Genomic DNA, 16,484 nt, shown 5'->3' with positions numbered 1-16,484 from the left:
CAAGATGCTTCCCTCCTCAGGTCAGCTTCACTGCTAGTTTAGGAGTCGGTGGGGGCCAAGGCAATGAAGCAGCCAACAGCCCTATCAAGGCAGATCAGGGATCCCTGGCGATAGGCCCAAGCCGTACCTCTCCTCTCCATTCTCTCTGCTCTGGGGCTCAGGGGCGAGGTCTTCCTCAAGGGCAGTCACCCAACCGGAGGGGACGATTTCCATCTCGTCTGTAACCCCTGCTCTTTTCTCTTCCCTCTTCTCTCCGTCAGCCAGCTCCGGCTGTTCATCCTGCTCCGAATTGAGTTTCACGCGCCGCGAGAAACCCCAGACAAATAGGGGGATCACAGCCACCACCATCCCCCACTCCGGGATCTCGATTTGGGGGAAAAACACCTCCAACAACATGGTGCTCCCCACCAGGGCAATGATGGCAAAAGCGGCATCTTCCAGGTGAGAGAACTCGTCCAACCAACGCAAAAACAGAGAAGCCATGTAGCGCATCAGGGTAATGCCGAGAATGCCGCCGAGGATGATTACCCAAGCCTTGCGGGAGACACCCACCGAAGCAGCGATACTGTCGAAAGAAAAGACCAGATCCGTCAGTTCCACCATCACCAGGGTCTGCCAAAAATTGGCGTGGCGGGTGATGTCCTGTTCTGGGCCTTCTTCCCCGCCCCGAAAATGCTGCCAGGCCAGCCAGAGCAGATAACAGGCCCCGAAAAACTGAGCGGGTGGATACTCCACCAACCAAACTGCCGCGAAGACAATGGCAATGCGAAAGCTGTAAGCGCCGATGATGCCCCAGCGCAAGGCCCGATTCTGCTGCTGGGGGGTGGGCAGATGCTTCACCAGAGCTGCTAGGGCAACGGCGTTGTCCGCAGAGAGGGCGGCCTCCAAAAACACCAAAGCCACTACCAAGAAAATATCTGTCCAGGTGAAGGACTGAGTCATCCCTTGCGCCAGGATCAAGGTCGCTCCCATCGCATCTGTTGCATTTTTGACAAGTGTTGCATCAATTAGCATATTCGCGCGTTTTGTCCGCCCCAGTCAGTCCAACACAGCAGTTAACCAGCGTAGGAACCCTCCCCATCTTCGGATAAAGGTACCCCAGAAAAAGGCATGAACCCAGTTAGGTGACCAGAGGCAACACCCTCAAACTCCCGAAGGATGGGAAAGAGAAAGCCCAAGCCTAAACTATGGCCTGAGTATAGCCTGTTTGGCTCAGGATCTATTTACAATTCTTAACCTTCCGAAATCTGTCGATTCCCTGTTGGATCTCCAGTGGGGCCGCATGAACTCAATCGAGCTGCCAGCCGTTGTCCGCAACGCAGGATCTGGCCTGCCAGAATCGCCGCCCCAAAACCGTTATCAATGTTCAGCACTCCCACCCCCGCTGCGCAGGAGTTGAGCATAGTGAGCAGGGCAGCCAAGCCCTGGAAGCTGGCCCCGTAGCCAATGCTGGTGGGCACAGCGATCACCGGACAATCCGCCAGACCCGCCACCACGCTGGCCAAGGCCCCCTCCATGCCCGCCACCACGATCAGCACGTCTGCTTGCAGGGCCGCCCGGTTGTGCAGCAGCCGATGGATCCCGGCCACCCCCACATCCCAGAGGCGCTTCACCTGAAATCCGGAAAGCTCCAGCGTGAGGGCGGCTTCTTCTGCCACCGGTAAGTCGGCAGTGCCGGCGGAGATCACGCTGACCTGTCCAGGATGGCTGACCACCTGCCGGGACGGGATCCAACACAAGCGGGCCAACTCGGAATACTGGGCCTGGGGCAAGCGGCTGCGGATCTCGGCATACACCTGGGCTTCGATGCGGGTGGCCAAGGCCAGGGATCCCCGCTGGTGGAGTTGCTCCAGGATTTGGGCGATCTGATCTGGGGTTTTGCCCGGCCCCCACACGGCTTCAGGAAAGCCCGTGCGCAAGGGACGGTGGTGATCCACATGGGCGAAGTCTCCCACCGGCTCAAAGGGCAGAAAGCGATAGGCTTGCAGGGCTTGCTCTGGGGTGAGCTCCCCTTGGGCCACCGCCCGAAACAGATCCCACAGCGCTGTCGTAGAAGGGGGGTTCATGGAAGGTGAGTTCAATCTGCAACACTCGGCTTGGATCTTGCCTGGATTTATTGGGCCAAAGACCCGCGCGGGAAAAACAACACCGGATGCCAACTTTGCCGCAAAATCTCGCCGGTGAGGCTGCGAACCGACCACTCCCAAAAGCTGCCCACATGGGGGGAGGCAGTGGCAATGGCCGTCATGTCTTCATCGGCAGCAGTAGCCAGGATCTCTTTGAGAGGGGATCCCACCCGCACCAGGGTGCGCAGCTGTACGGGCTTCACCTGCTCGCTCAGGGGTTCAAGCACCTGGGCCAGGTCAGCCTCGGCTTTGCGTTGGAGCACCTCCACCGGAGTTCCTTGGTTGCGGCGGGCGCTGGGATCCACCACGTAGAGCAGGGTAACCGTCTGACACTGGGAAGTACCGGGCAGCAGATGGCCGAGGTGGTTGAGCAACTGCTGACGCGGCTGTTCAAAGTCAAAAGGCACCAAGAGGCAACGAAACAGGTGGCGACTGCGCAGGCGCAGTTCCTCCAGGGTAAAGGTAGCCAGCAGTTGGGGGCGCATCACCAGCAGGGGGATTTTCAGCTTCGGCAACAGTGCCATGGTGGTGCTGCCGAACAATTTTTCGGCAAGCAGATTGTGGGTACCCATGCCTGTGATGAGCAGATCGGAGCCATAGGCTTGGATGCCTTTTAGGATGAGGTCGGCTGGCCTGCTCACCTGCACCAAAGCCTTGACTTCCAAGCCCGCCGGGATCGGGTTCAGCAGCTTCTGCAACTGGGCCTGCTCCGCTTGGACTTCGGGGGTAATGTCGTCGGGAATGCCGATGTCGTCCTCTTGCCAATCTACGCTGCGGACGAAGGTGACGCGCTCGATGCCATTGCTGTGCAGATCTTCTAGACACTTGCCAAAACGCTGCAGGCCATCTCGGCGGTCGGTGGCAATTAACACGTTTTTAAACATATCGTTTTGAGCATTAGGAGAGAGGGTAGCCGGCTCAAGAGCAACGCTTTGGCCCGCAGCGATCCTAAGCTAACACCTTGCGGGGTTGTTCCCAAGGCAGCAGCTCCGGATCCCTCTTCAGCGTCGATTGCTCAGCGGTTGGGATCCGCCAGGTTGCGAAACTGGGTGTACTGACTTTCAAACAGCAGGCGCACAGTGCCGGTGGGGCCGTTGCGATGTTTGGCAATGATGACCTCGGCAATGCCGCGATCGCTGGTGTTGGGATCGTAGTATTCCGGGCGATAGATCATCATCACCAGATCGGCATCCTGCTCGATGCTGTTGTGTACCAGCAGCCCGTTGGCCACGAAGTTGTGATGGCGGGGCATTTCGATGTCGTAAACCGGCTGAGGCTCCCCCGGCTCGCTGATGAGCACCACCGGATCCCAGATCAGCCCCTCCTGCACCACCACCGCCACCTCTTCTTCCAATTGCAGCTCATCCAGGGTTTTCCAGCCCTGTTGGGTGAAAAAGGGGTGATTGCCGGTGGCGCGAATGGAAAAGTTGAGGCGGGTTTTCAGAAGACAAGTGGGCTGGTGACCGCTGCGAAACACCTTCACCGGCTGCTGGGGCACCAGGCGTCCGCGCCCGTTCAAGCTGAGCAGGCGGGGCAGTTCCGCCGCAGCCGGTAGGGCCGCCAGTTGATCCAACCGCCAGATCTTGCCGCGATCCACATCCATCACCTGCGTATCCCCGGCCAGACAGCCCGATTCCCGCAGATCCGCCAGCTGTGGACGTTTGTCGGAGCGAGACTCGACAGCCCGACTGAGCTGAGACAGCACCAGCACCGGCACCATCAGCTCTTTGGCCATGGCCTTGAGACCACGGGTAATGCGCGACAGCTCCTGCACCCGGTTGTCGACGGCGGATCCCTGCATCAGTTGTAGGTAGTCGATCAACACCATCCCCAACGTTCCCCCCTGTTCCGCCTGCAAACGCCGCGCTTTGGAGCGAATTTCTGTAACGGTACAGTCGGGGGTATCGTCGATGAACAGGGGCAATTGCGATAAAAAACCAATGGCTTGTCCCAGGCGCTGCCACTCGTGTTCGCTGATGCGCCCAGAACGCAGACGGCTGCTGTCGATGCGGGCTTCGCTGGCCAAAAGCCGCTGCACCAGTTGCTCTCGTGACATTTCCAAGCTAAAGATGGCGACCGGCTGCTTGGCATAGGCAGCCACATTTTGGGCAATGTTGAGGGCAAGACTGGTCTTCCCCATCGAGGGACGACCGGCCAGAATCAGCAAATCGGATCGCTGCAAGCCCTGAGTCAGGTTATCCAGGTCGATGAATTTGGTCGGGATCCCCGGAAGCTGTGCCCCGCTTTGGAACTTCTCTTCCAAATCCGAGAAGATATTGACCAAAACCTCAGAGGCCGGGATGAGGCTACGCTGCACCCGCTCTTGGGTGAGTCGAAACACCTCCTGCTCGGCTTGATCCATTACCTGAGATAGGGGTTGGCTGGTATCGTAGGCCAAACGAGCCAAGGTATTGCTCACCTGGATCAACTGGCGGCGCATGTATTTATCCATCACCAGGCGGGCATACTGGTCGATGTTGACGCTGCTGACGGTTTGCTCCAGCAGACGACGGATCGCCCCTGTTCCCCCCACCCGCTCCAGAAGATGATGATCCGCCAACCAAGCAGACACAGTCATCAGGTCGGTGGGCTGCCCTTGGCTGTGCAGTTGGAGAGCAGCCCGGTAAATCTCTTGGTGGGCAGAGATATAGAACATCTCTGGACGCAGGAACTCCGCGACCCGCACCAACGCATCCGGATCGAGGAGAATGCCCCCCAGGATTTCCTCCTCGGCTTCAATGTTTTGAGGAGGAAGCCGATCCCCACCCGTTAAGTCGTAATCGCTGATCACCACAAGCTAGGATAGGAAAATCAACCCAGCCCTAGGGCAACCGGCCTCTCAGCCAAGCAGGCCCACTCAGCAGGTAGGCCAAGCTATAGGCTGAGCATACCCGCTTGTCGTCTAAGGCAGAAACCCTGCCCACCCCAGGATCCCCCCCAGGAACTCGGGGATCCTTAAGAAGTGGGTTCTCATTCAGGAGTAACCTGAATGCGCAGCGTAGCGGTAACTTCGGGGTGTAGCTTCACCTGCACGGGATAAACCCCGGTTTTCTTGATCTCCTCGTTGAGCAGAATGTTGCGGCGGTCGATATCCAGGCCGCTGGTAGCCAGCACCACCTCGGCAATATCGCTGGTGGTCACCTGCCCAAATAAGAGATCGTGTTCTCCGACCTTCTTGCGGACGACAAAACGACCGATAGTCTCCAGTGCGGTTTTGTAGTTTTCTGCCTGCTGTTTTTCTGCCAGTTTACGAGCCGCTTCTTGCTCCAAGCGCATTTGCTGCTCCTTCAGTATGCCAGGGGTAACCCGCACCGCCATCTGCCGTGGGAAGAGGTAGTTGCGAGCATATCCGGGCTTGACGTTGACAATCTCTCCGGGCTTGCCCAGCCCTGGGATCGCCTGGCGCAGCACAACCTGCATGTTGCGTTTTGACATTGGGAAGACACTTCTTTTCTCGACAGCCCTCCATTCTAGAGGCTCAGCAGAGCCATTGTCAGCTTATGGTCATTTCGATTCAAACCAGGACACTGCACCCCCACCTAGAACGTTGGTCGCGCCGTCGCGTCAGCGTTACGGAGCAATAATGTACGGGGGAAGAAGGCTTTTCTCAATAGCCCAGGCGTCTCACCCTAGCCTGAAACGACTATAAACTCCAAAGCAAGCTGCCCCCTACGCCTCAGCCCTTTGGCATGAGGGATCCCTTCTCAGAGCTTATTCCCGATTGGCAGGTCTCTAGAGTCCTCTTCCAGCTCTGAACCTTGGCGGGAAGATGAAGAAGCCACCTTTCCAAACTCAAAAGGCGGAAGTTCTCTGTTTTGGGAGATACCCAATCCAGGATAGGGAGTGGCTGACACCAAAGGGGATCCCTTGAGGGGTTTGCAACATTTGGCGGATATCCCCAGAGATAACCTGGGCTTAACCTCGTTTTAACTAAAAACAACTGGCCTTTACGTTATAGTAGCTGCGCGGACTGGCGAAGTCTTCAATGGAGCGTTCCCGAGGGAACCCTGCGTGCTCAAAGGGATCCCTGGGATGTTGCGATCGGTTGAAGGCTTGTTGAGGATCGCAGGGTTAGCTTGAGGGTTGCCTCCAAGCTTCCAGGCGGTAGTGGCATACCCAGCCCGACGAGTTTTGATTGGGTTGGGTAAGGTTCTCGAGTGAAGTAGCCTTTTTTAGATCTGGGCTAGGATTTTATCTTCATCTGGGAGAGGAGATCTGTATGGTGACGTTGCACCCCTTGGAGCGTCGTTCTTTCCTGAAGTTTCTATCTGCCACTGTTGCCGGCTTTGCGGCCAGTCAGACGAATTGGCAGCGGGTGTTTGCTCAGCAGACCATCACCATCAATGGCGCTGGGGCGACCTTCCCGGCCCCCATCTATCAAACTTGGGCCCAAGAGTTTGGCAAGAAAAACCCTAACATCCAGGTCAACTATCAGTCTGTAGGAAGCGGTGCGGGTCGTCGGCAGTTTGTAGCCCGCACGGTCGATTTCGGTGCCAGTGACAGCGTGCCCCGTCCTGAAGAGATCAACCAAATTGAGAATGAGGCTAACCCTCCCAAAGGGATGGTTTCTGTACCCATGGTGGGCGGAGCGTTAGTTGCAGCGTACAACATTCCTGGGGTGGGCCCCGAAATCCGCCTTTCCCGCCTGGCACTGGCGAATATCTTCCTGGGCAAGATCAAGAACTGGAACGATCCCCTGCTGGCTGGCCTTAACCCACAGGTGACTTTCCCGGATTTGCCGATTACCGTCGTGCATCGCTCTGATGGAAGTGGTACCACCGATATCTTCACCACTCACCTCAACGCTATTAGCCCAGAGTGGAAGCAAAAGGTGGGTCGCGGCTCTTCGGTAAACTGGCCAACCGGCGTAGGGGCGCGTGGGAACGAAGGGGTTTCCGAGCAGATCAAGCAAATTCCTGGCTCGATTGGCTACGTGGAATTCGGCTTTGCCAAGCTCAACAACCTGAACATTGCCCGTCTGGAAAACCGGGCAGGCAAGTTTGTAACTCCCAACGTCGAGACGGAGAAAGCGGCGCTGGCCAGAATTCAGCTCGACGAGCGTTTGCTGGGGGTCGATCCGGATCCTAGTGGGGAAGACTCTTACCCTATTGCGGGCTACACCTGGATCCTTGCATACAAGGTTTACCCCAAAGCCGAGACTTCCAAGGCCGTTAGAGAGTTTCTCCGCTACGGCCTCACTGAGGGGCAGGCTTTCGCTGAGCAGTTGGGATATGTCCCTCTGCCGGAAGAAACGCGGCAAAAAGCTCTGGCTGCGCTAGAAAATATCACTCCGTAAGAACTTTTACTAAGTAGAACCAGGAACAAGAATCCCCGTTCTTTAGGACGGGGGGCGTGTCAACAACTATCCCTAGCTCCAGGCGTATGAGCTCCCTTTCTTCTGACAGCAACCTTCTGTTTCGGCCTCGGCCGGTTTTCCAGCGCCGGCGCGACCAGGTTTTTATCTGGGCTACGCGGATTGCCGTGTTTTTCTCGGCCTTCCTGCTGCTCTGGATTGCTCTGGAGATCGGCATTCAGTCTTTACCTGCTATAGACAGGTTTGGACTAAGCTTTTTCTGGAACACCACCTGGGATCCGGTCGAGGATATCTATGGGGCCTGGCCACAGATCTACGGCACGCTAGTGACTTCTCTCATCGCTCTGATTGTGGGGGTTCCTTTTAGCTTTGGCATCTCTATTTTTCTGAGCGAGGATTTTCTTCCGAAGTCCTTGCGTCTGGCTCTGATCATTGTGGTTGAGCTGTTGGCGGCTATTCCCAGTGTGGTGTTCGGCATTTGGGGATTGTTTGTCTTCATCCCCTTCTTCCGCCCCGTTCAGATGTTCCTGTACGAGAACTTCAATTGGCTTCCCATTTTCAGCACACCACCGATTGGGCCGGGGATGCTGACGGCAGGGGTTGTTTTGGGGATCATGATCATCCCCATCATCACGGCCATCGCCAGAGAGGTTTTGGTGGCTGTTCCTCCTGAGCTGCGCGCGGCTGCCTATGCGATGGGGGCTACGCGATGGGAAGCTATTTTTGGAGTGGTACTACCGGCTGCGATTGGGGGTATGTTGGGGGCTGTGGTGCTGGGTTTGGGACGCGCCCTGGGCGAGACCATGGCGGTGGCAATGCTGATTGGCAATGCGCGGGGGATTAGAGTCTCGCTTTTGGCCCCTGCCAGCAACATCCCTGCATTGCTGGCCAGCGAGTTTGCAGAAGCAGCCGACGAGCAGATCTCGGCTCTGATGTATGCGGCTTTGATCTTGCTGGTCATTACGCTGGTGGTCAACATCATCGCTGAGCTGATGGTTCGTCGGGTCAAGTTTGCTTTGACGGCTTCTCGGGAGTAGAGGAACATGGCGACACAAGTGGCAGCACAGGCCAATTTGTTCAAACGCAAAGTCAGATCCAAGCGCGTCGTGCTGGACTGGGTGATGACAGGCCTGATCTTTGCTTCCAGCATTTTTGCGATTGTTGTGCTCGCTTCCATCCTTTACTATGTTTTCGTCAATGGCATTGAGCGCTTCAATTGGCAGACCTTAACCCAGCTTCCTCCTCCTCCTGGCGATCAGGTAGGTGGCTTTGGCAACGCAGTGCTGGGGACGATCATTGTGGTATCGATTGCCATCTTGATCTCCTTCCCAACTGGCTTGTTTGCTGCGATTTACCTTTCGGAGTTTGGACAGAACAGCTCAACAGCCTCGGCTTTGCGCTTCGTCATCAAGGTTCTGACCGGGGTTCCCTCCATCATTTCCGGGGTGTTTGCCTATGGGGTGCTTGTGCTCTCCACTAAGACCTTTTCTGCCCTGGCGGGTGGGGTAGCTCTATCGGTGCTGACTTTGCCGATCATCATCCTCTCCTGCGAGGAGGCTCTGCGCTTGGTGCCGGCGGATACTCGGGCTGCTGCCTATGCTCTGGGCGCTTCCCGGGTGCAGACCGTGTTTCGAGTTGTCTTGCCGGCTGCCTTGCCGGTGATCCTAACGGGGGTGACTTTGGCCATTGCCCGAGCAGCAGGGGAAACAGCGCCTCTAATCTTCACCGCTCTGTTCAGTTTCCTATGGCCCGATGGTTTGCTGAAGCCAGTAGCTTCGCTGGCGGTGCTGATCTACAACTTTGCCATTGTTCCCTTCGAGAACCAGCAGAAAATTGCTTGGGGAGGAGCCTTGGCTTTGGTGATTCTGGTTTTGATCACCACGATCAGTTTCCGGCTGCTGCTGAGTCGTCGTCAGGAAACCATTACTATCTGATCTGGTTCTTCTGAGATTTTTGCCTCACTATTCTTCGATTTTGAGTTTGGGTTCTGAAGCAACGTCTACCTCTGGTATTCCTATGCGCCCTCCATTTCCCGGCACTCCTGATTCCTCTAAGAAGTCTGCCAAGTTAACTGTTGAGCTGGAAACGCAAGCAGTCAGTGTTTACTACGGCTCTCATTTGGCGGTGAAGCAGGTTTCTCTGAAGATTCCCAAGAATCACATCACTGCTTTTATTGGCCCTTCGGGCTGCGGCAAGAGTACTTTGCTGCGCTGCTTTAACCGCATGAACGATCTGATCCCGGGAGCGAGAGTAGAGGGATCCGTAATTTTTCACGGGAAAAACATCTACGATCCCGATGTAGATCCTGCTGAAGTGCGGCGGCGAGTTGGCCTGGTGTTCCAAAAGCCCAACCCCTTCCCGAAGTCCATCTACGACAACATTGCCTTTGGGCCACGGATCAACGGCTACCAAGGAGACTTGGATGAGCTGGTAGAGCGCGCATTGCGTCAGGCCGTCCTCTGGGACGAGGTGAAAGACAAGTTGAAGACGAGCGGCCTCTCCCTTTCGGGGGGACAGCAGCAGCGCCTCTGCATTGCCCGCACCTTGGCCATCCAACCAGAGGTGATCCTGATGGACGAGCCCTGTGCCTCGTTGGATCCAATCTCCACGTTGCGCATTGAGGAGTTGCTCAAGGAACTGGGCCGTCGCTACACGATCATTATCGTTACCCACAACATGCAGCAGGCAGCGCGGGTCTCCGACTTTACCGCCTTCTTCAACACTGAAGTCGACGAAGAGGGGGTTCGCTACGGACGGTTGGTGGAGTTTAACCGCACTGAGAAAATCTTCAACGCTCCCGCCCATCGGGAAACGGAAGAGTACGTGAGCGGACGGTTCGGCTAATCTGCTGTTGGCGATCCCTCAATTCTGGTCAGTTGGGATCCCGCTCGCCTATTCTAATGGGCGGGAAGATCTATGCAAGGTGAGGCACCGGCGAGATGGCCAAGCGGGTGCGTCTGGATAGCTGGTTGGTGGAGCGCGGATATTTTTCCTCACGCCAGCAAGCGCAACGCTCCATTTTGGCAGGAGAAGTCTTTCTAAATGGGGTGCGGGCGGAAAAGCCTGGAACCTGGGTGAGCGGGGATCCAGCGGTGCAAGTCCAGTCTGGGCCTGCTTTTGTCTCACGGGGGGGAGAAAAGCTACAGGGGGCGCTGCAAACTTTTCCTGTTCAGGTGCAGGGTCGTATTTGTTTGGATGCGGGCATTTCCACAGGAGGTTTTACAGACTGCTTGTTGAAACGGGGAGCCCAGCGGGTCTACGGAGTGGATGTGGGCTATGGGCAACTGGCCTGGTCTCTGCGAACCGACCCACGGGTCATCCTCAAGGAACGAACCAATCTGCGCTACCTGCAGCCTGTCGATCTCTACGGAACGGAGGTGCCTACTCCAAGCTGGCCAGATCTAGCAGTGGTGGATCTCTCTTTTATTTCCCTAACCAAGGTGTTGGATCCTCTCTGGAACCTGTTGCGCCCGCCGCGGGAAGCTTTGTTGCTGGTAAAGCCTCAGTTTGAGGCGGGCCGGGATCAGGTGGGCAAAAAGGGGGTGGTACGGGATCCGGTTGTCCATGCCCGCGTGCTGGAGACGGTGATGCGCTCGGCCGTGGCCCAGGGTTGGCAGGTGCAAGGCTACACGTGGTCGCCCATTACCGGCTCTGCCGGCAATATCGAGTACTGGCTCTGGCTGGCCGAAGGAGAAGGGATCCCTCTCCCCAGCGGCAGTGCGCTACAACAGATGAGCGAGCAGGCAAGAGCGACCCTACACGGGTAGCTTGTCGATTTTGTCAATAGGTTGATGTGCTGGGTTGGGGGAGATGAGCCAAAAAATTGAAGAATTGTTTCAGGAAGGGATTCGGCGCTATGAATCCGGGGAAGCGGCCAAGACGTTAATTCCCTCTTTTGAGTCGATCTGTAAGGGATCCCCAAAGGCGGCGGCGGCTTGGACGTGCTTGTCCTGGCTCTACCTTCTGGAGGGGCAGGCGGAAAAAGCTCTGAAGGCCGCCCAGACTGCTGTGAAGTTGGATCCGGTGGATGCCCAGCCCCGTGTGAATCTGACCCTAGCCATGCTGGAGCTGAAAAAAACCGGGGTACGCCAGCAGGTGGAGGCCATTAAGCAAATCTTGGCACGGGATCCCGAGCAGATTGAGGGTGTCAAATCCAACCTGCAAGAGGGAGGGAACCGCCGTCCTGCTTGGCCCCACTTGAGCAAGATTTACAACTGGCTCTTTGAAGAAGATTAAGTGACCCTATTCCTTGTTTTGCAACAAGACTTTAGGAAAATCTAGAGCTTTTTATTTTAATCTACAACTCTTAGCGATGTTCTCATGGAGTTGGTGCTAAACTTCTTGTACCCAATAGCAATATGGGATCCATTTATCGATAGGGGTTAGCTCTCGTCGCTTCTCTTCCCCGGCCTCAGTTGATTGATGAGATTGAACTCCGGGCTGGCGCGAGATGCTTAGCTCGGCGGTGGCTGCACTTCATTATATTGCAGTGGATATTGCAGTGGTGTTGCACTGCCGCCGCTTCCATAGCCACTGAATCGAGTCCCGTTTTCCAACCTCACTTTTTTGACCCCTTTGACTGCAGATGGGAGGAACTTTAAGATGAACCGTCAGACCGTTTGGGTTAAGAGCGATACCCGAAACCACCAAGGCTATTTCATTCCCCAGTGTGAGTATACTTTGGTCGAGGCCGACCAAAACGGCTGGGCGCTGATCTGTGCGGACAATGCCCGCTGCTATTATGTGGATCCCGAACAACTCTGGTTTGAGGCGGGATGAGAACTGTTGCTGCCTATTCAGGGCTGCTTGACTTCGAGGGAGTTCTGTAGAAACGCGGGCTCCCCATCATACATCCTCCTCATGCCGTTGGGCAGGGGTTTTTTCATGGGATGAGGATTGGCCCGTCATGCCTGTACACAGAACGGGCTTTAGGCTGGTACCTTGGGGCTTCTTCGACCGCAACCCGACAATCAATCTAGCGGAGCCGGCGTAAACTACCCGGCTCCGACCGCTAAGCGGTACGGAGCGGGCTTTCAGTAGCCCTGAGCCTGCTCTGCTCTACCAGAGAACAAAACAAGCCCGAACCTCTAGGCTGGTTTACGACAGCCCCCAAGAGCGCAATTACGTTTGCACCATTCAAGTCCGCATCTCCTTCCCATCCACAGTGCCCACACTTGAACGACTTACCACTGCGATAGGATTGCGCAGGATCGGGATGGATGTGTAAACACTTGTGACAGGTCTGCGACGTGTAGGCAGGCGGAACAAGAATCAGAGAAACCCCTGCAACTCTCGCCTTGTATTCCAGAAATTGACGTAGTTGGTAGAACGCCCAACTGTTGGCCCTGCGTCGCTCGGCTTTGCTGCGCGGCTGTTGATTGACTCTTTTCCGGATCCCTGTCAGGTCTTCCAGGGCGATAGCGCTGTTGGTAGCCTTTGCCCTGGAGACAATAGCTTTGGAGATGCGATGATTGACCCACGCCTGAAAACGTCTCTCCTTGCCAGACAGCCGTTGCAGCAGTTGACGGCATCTGCGCCGCGAACTGCGTGTGCCCTTACTGGCTTTGCGTTGGAGTACCGCCCTCAACCGGGAGTAGCGCTCTCGGACTCTGCTCAACTGCTGTCCATTCCAGTTGTCCCCCTCTGACGTATGGGCAATATCTGTCCTCCCCAAGTCCACCCCGATCACCTTGTCGGTATCTTGTTGCTTGGGTGGCTTTTTCTCTACGCAAATCTGGATGTAGTAGGAGCCATCTTTGCGCTTGACCAGGGTGGCAGATTTGGGGTTGGAACCAGCCAGCATCCCACGCTGGTAGTTGCCAATGGCCAGTTCAAAGCGTTCTCTCCCTTCCACCGTGGTCAGCGACACCGTCCAGTCTTTTTGACGGAACGAAAAGATACGGGCGTCGTAGGTAACAAAGCCGCTCTTAAACTCCTTGACGGGACGCTTTTTCTGCTTAGCCACTTTGCGGGAACCCGCTACCCGTCTGCACACCTGTTGAGCCAAGTTACTGGACAAGCCAAACCGGGCTCGAATCTCGTAGTAGCAAAGGGATTGCAGTTTGACCGCGTTGACGATCTTCTCCGGCGTGTTCTGGTTGACCCAGTTCAAGGCTTGGCCAAAAGCCTCCATCGTCGCGTCCAATTTGGCGGCTTGCGACTGGGACGCCTTGAGCTTACAGGAGACGGTCAGGACTTGGCTCATGAGTTCATTGTACTTCATCAAAGCGCATTCCTCCCGGCAGTGACCCTACGGGTACAGTGCGGGGCTCCTGCGATTTCTAGCTGATACTCGACTGGAATCTGGTTCAAGTTCAACTTTCAATACAACTTTCAATACAGAGGGTCTGGTCTGTCCCAGGCCCTTTTTGACTGCCACTTAGGGAGATTCCCAGGGTTAACCCCGCTCTCGCATGGCTTCGGCCAGCAGCCGGGCCACTTCTGGTCGAGAAAACTCCGGCGGGGGCACTTCACCGCGGCGCAGCATTTCCCGCACCTTGGTACCTGAGAGGTGAATGCGCTGGTGAGGCTGGCTGGGGCTGGTCTTGGCCGTGGCCATGGTGCCGGTGACGGTGCAATAGAAAGCATGTTCAAACTTCAAGGGAATGATGCCCAGCTCCCCCGGCTGGAACTCATCGAAAATGTGTTGGGCATCGTAGGTACCGTAGTAGTTCCCCACCCCGGCGTGATCCCGCCCCACAATGAAATGGGTACAGCCATAGTTTTTGCGAATGAGAGCATGGAAAATAGCCTCGCGGGGGCCGGCGTAGCGCATCGACGCAGGGTTGATGGCCAAGATCACCCGCTCCTTGGGGTAGTACTTTTCGATCAACACCTCGTAGCAGCGCATACGCACATCGGCGGGAATGTCGTCGCTTTTGGTAGCCCCCACCAGCGGGTGCAAAAATAGCCCGTCCACAATCTCCAAGGCACATTTTTGGATGTATTCATGGGCGCGGTGGATGGGGTTGCGGGTTTGGAAGCCTACAATGGTTCTCCAGCCTCTTTCCCGAAACAGTTGCCGCGATTGGGCCGGGTCAATCTGGTAGGCCGGAAAAAGAGGGTGGGGATCCCGCTGCAGGAGGGTGACGGGGCCGGCCAAATAGACGGATCCCTGCTCGTAGAGCACCTTTACCCCTGGATGTTGCTCATCGGTGGTGCGATAAACTTGCCGGGCTTCGCGGGTTTTGTCGTAGGTGAATTTCTCCGTCAGCTCCAGTAGGCCCAGGATCTTGCCCTCGGCACTGGCCAAGGCAATCATTTGCCCCTCTTTCAGACCCGCTGCCACTTCTGAGGAGACCGGCAGGGTGACCGGCAGCGACCAAGCCAAGCCATTGGCCAGGTGCATCGTTTCCAGGACGGCCTGGTAATCTTCCCGCCCCATAAACCCCGTCAGTGGGCTGAAGCCCCCGATAGCGATCATCTCCAGATCCGATTGGGCCCGCTCGTCGAGATAGAGGATGGGGCAATGTTCGGCTTTGGAACGCAGCTCCTGCGCCTGCTCAGGCGGGGCAATGCGGTTGATCAGGGTGCCCCCGTGGGGCGGAATGGCATCACCAGAAGGGAGAGTCGATGGAGATTGGCTCATGAGAAGGGCACTGAGAACAAAGGTTATCCAATCCAATATCCAACTATCGGATCCCGGATCTCCAGGAAGCAGGGAAAAAAGCACAGGTCGGGCTGAAAACAGGAGGGAGCAGAACAGATGGAGACCCCATCCAAATCACGCCCTTAGGGATCCCTTCCATCCCGGTCAATCCAACAAATAGGGGGGCATGCTTTCATCGGTGGCCGATACGTTGTCGAAGATGGGCCGATTCATGATCTTCTTTTGCGCGTGCAGAGGTGAGGATTGGGGTTTGGGCTGAATGGGGGCTTGTCCTCTGGGGTTCTGTAACTCCTGGATGGTTTTAGCCCGCTCGTCTGCGACCGCTTGCAACTGCGCCAGCGCCTTTTGCAATTCGTCCCGATGGGCAGTGACTTGCTGCAATTGAGCTTGCAGGGTAGAGACTTTGTTTTGGTAGTCCTGCAAGAGTTGTTGAGCTTCGGCCAGTTGGCTTTTGAGGGCTGCAATTTCCGGCAATTCTGGGGTTGGTTCTGGGGGAGACTGAGAAGACATCGTTGTCGGCTCCTCACCTGTGGGAGTAGACTCTGCGGAGGTGGGCTCTGAACTGGTTTTAGCACTGGCCTTGCGCCGAATTCCGCCGGAGCGGCGGGAAGTTTCCCCCGACGAAGGAAAGAGGCTACGGTCAGATCCGGTCACAAGAGCACCTCGTGTTCAACCAACTGTAGCAGCCGCTGACACACCGCCGACCCAGGCCGATAGTCCATCACCGTCAAGCCGTAGTCAAAGGCGATGCGCAAATCGCTGCTATCTGGAATGGTAACGGGTGAAAGCACATCCGCAAAAATCTGTTGCGCTTGCACGTACAATTGCCCGGTATGGGATCCCGACCAAATGCCCCCCGGCAGATAGCGGTCATCCAGCATTGTCAAAATGGCGCGGGCTTGGCTTAGCTGGCCTTTCAGGGCCTCAATGTAGCGCAAGGTTACTTCCGTGCAGGAGAAATCGGCGCGGTTGAGCCGTGTCGGGATCAACACCCGCTGGGCCACCCGCAGGGCATTGGCGGTGAGGGCATTCAGTTCTCCCGGCGTATCGAGAAAGATGAAGTCGTAGTCCGGCAGCAAGGGATCCAGTTGGCGCTGCAACAGATCCTGACCCGTCTCTCCGGCAGCAGCCAGTTGGGCCGCCACTTCCGCCATGGTGCTGTGGGAGGGCGCCACATCCACTCCCTTGTCCGTGCAGTAGATCACCTCTTCCAGAGGACGTTGGTGCTGCGGGTGTAAGCTGGCCCAAGCCGTTTCCAGTGCCGCCAGGGATCCGGCCCCTTCCAGGTAAAGGTTGCTGGCGGTGGCCTGGGACGTGAGATCGATGAGCAAAACTCGGTATCCCCGCTGGGCCGTCAACTGAGCCGCGTGGACGCAGAGGGTGGACTTGCCGGTGCCCCCTTTGTTGTTGGTAAAGGCCAGGATGCGCGCCATCA

At 56.5% G+C, this 16,484-nt stretch carries 16 protein-coding genes and 1 pseudogene; 8 read left to right on the top strand and 9 right to left on the bottom strand.

The annotated features are described in order from the left end of the window. Window positions 1–84 precede the first annotated feature (84 nt). From ACVWYZ_RS10490 to rplI, 5 genes are all read right to left on the bottom strand, one after another. Window positions 85–972, bottom strand: coding sequence for a TerC family protein (locus ACVWYZ_RS10490; RefSeq protein ID WP_457411245.1), 888 nt, complete (start codon window positions 970–972; stop codon window positions 85–87). A gap of 260 nt (window positions 973–1,232) precedes the next feature. Next, on the bottom strand, window positions 1,233–2,066 hold the full coding sequence (gene larB, locus ACVWYZ_RS10485) for a nickel pincer cofactor biosynthesis protein LarB (protein WP_457467008.1): 834 nt from the start codon (window positions 2,064–2,066) through the stop codon (window positions 1,233–1,235). 47 nt (window positions 2,067–2,113) lie between these two features. Then, on the bottom strand, window positions 2,114–3,010 hold the full coding sequence (locus ACVWYZ_RS10480; RefSeq protein ID WP_457467007.1) for a universal stress protein: 897 nt from the start codon (window positions 3,008–3,010) through the stop codon (window positions 2,114–2,116). Between the two features lie 131 nt (window positions 3,011–3,141). Then, window positions 3,142–4,917 (bottom strand): replicative DNA helicase, encoded by a 1,776-nt coding sequence (gene dnaB, locus ACVWYZ_RS10475; protein WP_457467006.1) that lies wholly within the window; start codon window positions 4,915–4,917, stop codon window positions 3,142–3,144. A gap of 179 nt (window positions 4,918–5,096) precedes the next feature. Then, window positions 5,097–5,561, bottom strand: a complete 465-nt coding sequence (rplI, locus tag ACVWYZ_RS10470; protein WP_457467005.1) for a 50S ribosomal protein L9 — start codon at window positions 5,559–5,561, stop codon at window positions 5,097–5,099. Window positions 5,562–6,345: 784 nt separating this feature from the next. Between rplI and pstS the strand changes: the two genes are divergently transcribed. The 8 genes and pseudogenes from pstS to ACVWYZ_RS10430 form a co-directional block, all read left to right on the top strand. After that, complete coding sequence (gene pstS / locus ACVWYZ_RS10465; RefSeq protein ID WP_457467004.1) at window positions 6,346–7,422, top strand: phosphate ABC transporter substrate-binding protein PstS; 1,077 nt, start codon at window positions 6,346–6,348, stop codon at window positions 7,420–7,422. Window positions 7,423–7,508: 86 nt separating this feature from the next. Continuing rightward, entirely contained in the window at window positions 7,509–8,477 is a 969-nt protein-coding gene (pstC, locus tag ACVWYZ_RS10460) for a phosphate ABC transporter permease subunit PstC (RefSeq protein ID WP_457467003.1), read from the top strand. 6 nt (window positions 8,478–8,483) lie between these two features. Continuing rightward, window positions 8,484–9,374, top strand: coding sequence for a phosphate ABC transporter permease PstA (pstA, locus tag ACVWYZ_RS10455; RefSeq protein ID WP_457467002.1), 891 nt, complete (start codon window positions 8,484–8,486; stop codon window positions 9,372–9,374). 82 nt (window positions 9,375–9,456) lie between these two features. Continuing rightward, window positions 9,457–10,284, top strand: coding sequence for a phosphate ABC transporter ATP-binding protein PstB (gene pstB / locus ACVWYZ_RS10450; RefSeq protein ID WP_457467001.1), 828 nt, complete (start codon window positions 9,457–9,459; stop codon window positions 10,282–10,284). Window positions 10,285–10,379: 95 nt separating this feature from the next. Continuing rightward, on the top strand, window positions 10,380–11,207 hold the full coding sequence (locus ACVWYZ_RS10445; RefSeq protein ID WP_457467000.1) for a TlyA family RNA methyltransferase: 828 nt from the start codon (window positions 10,380–10,382) through the stop codon (window positions 11,205–11,207). 43 nt (window positions 11,208–11,250) lie between these two features. Beyond that, on the top strand, window positions 11,251–11,676 hold the full coding sequence (locus tag ACVWYZ_RS10440; RefSeq protein WP_011432703.1) for a hypothetical protein: 426 nt from the start codon (window positions 11,251–11,253) through the stop codon (window positions 11,674–11,676). Window positions 11,677–12,042: 366 nt separating this feature from the next. Continuing rightward, a complete protein-coding gene (locus ACVWYZ_RS10435) occupies window positions 12,043–12,219 on the top strand; it encodes a hypothetical protein (RefSeq protein WP_414332524.1) in 177 nt (58 codons plus the stop codon). A 112-nt stretch (window positions 12,220–12,331) separates the two neighbouring features. Beyond that, a pseudogene (locus ACVWYZ_RS10430) lies at window positions 12,332–12,433 on the top strand (copper amine oxidase); the annotation flags it as partial. Window positions 12,434–12,451: 18 nt separating this feature from the next. Here ACVWYZ_RS10430 and ACVWYZ_RS10425 read toward each other — a convergent pair. The 4 genes from ACVWYZ_RS10425 to ACVWYZ_RS10410 form a co-directional block, all read right to left on the bottom strand. Further along, window positions 12,452–13,645 (bottom strand): RNA-guided endonuclease InsQ/TnpB family protein, encoded by a 1,194-nt coding sequence (locus ACVWYZ_RS10425; RefSeq protein ID WP_457466999.1) that lies wholly within the window; start codon window positions 13,643–13,645, stop codon window positions 12,452–12,454. 192 nt (window positions 13,646–13,837) lie between these two features. Next, window positions 13,838–15,028: a sulfate adenylyltransferase gene (gene sat, locus ACVWYZ_RS10420; RefSeq protein ID WP_414423984.1), complete on the bottom strand. Its 1,191-nt coding sequence runs from the start codon at window positions 15,026–15,028 to the stop codon at window positions 13,838–13,840. A gap of 165 nt (window positions 15,029–15,193) precedes the next feature. Then, a complete protein-coding gene (locus ACVWYZ_RS10415) occupies window positions 15,194–15,559 on the bottom strand; it encodes a hypothetical protein (protein ID WP_457384418.1) in 366 nt (121 codons plus the stop codon). A 140-nt stretch (window positions 15,560–15,699) separates the two neighbouring features. Then, window positions 15,700–16,482, bottom strand: coding sequence for a ParA family protein (locus tag ACVWYZ_RS10410; RefSeq protein ID WP_457466998.1), 783 nt, complete (start codon window positions 16,480–16,482; stop codon window positions 15,700–15,702). Window positions 16,483–16,484: the final 2 nt, after the last annotated feature.

It is taken from the genome of Thermostichus sp. MS-CIW-37, assembly GCF_054060065.1.
This window is presented reverse-complemented; position numbering and strand designations above follow the sequence as displayed.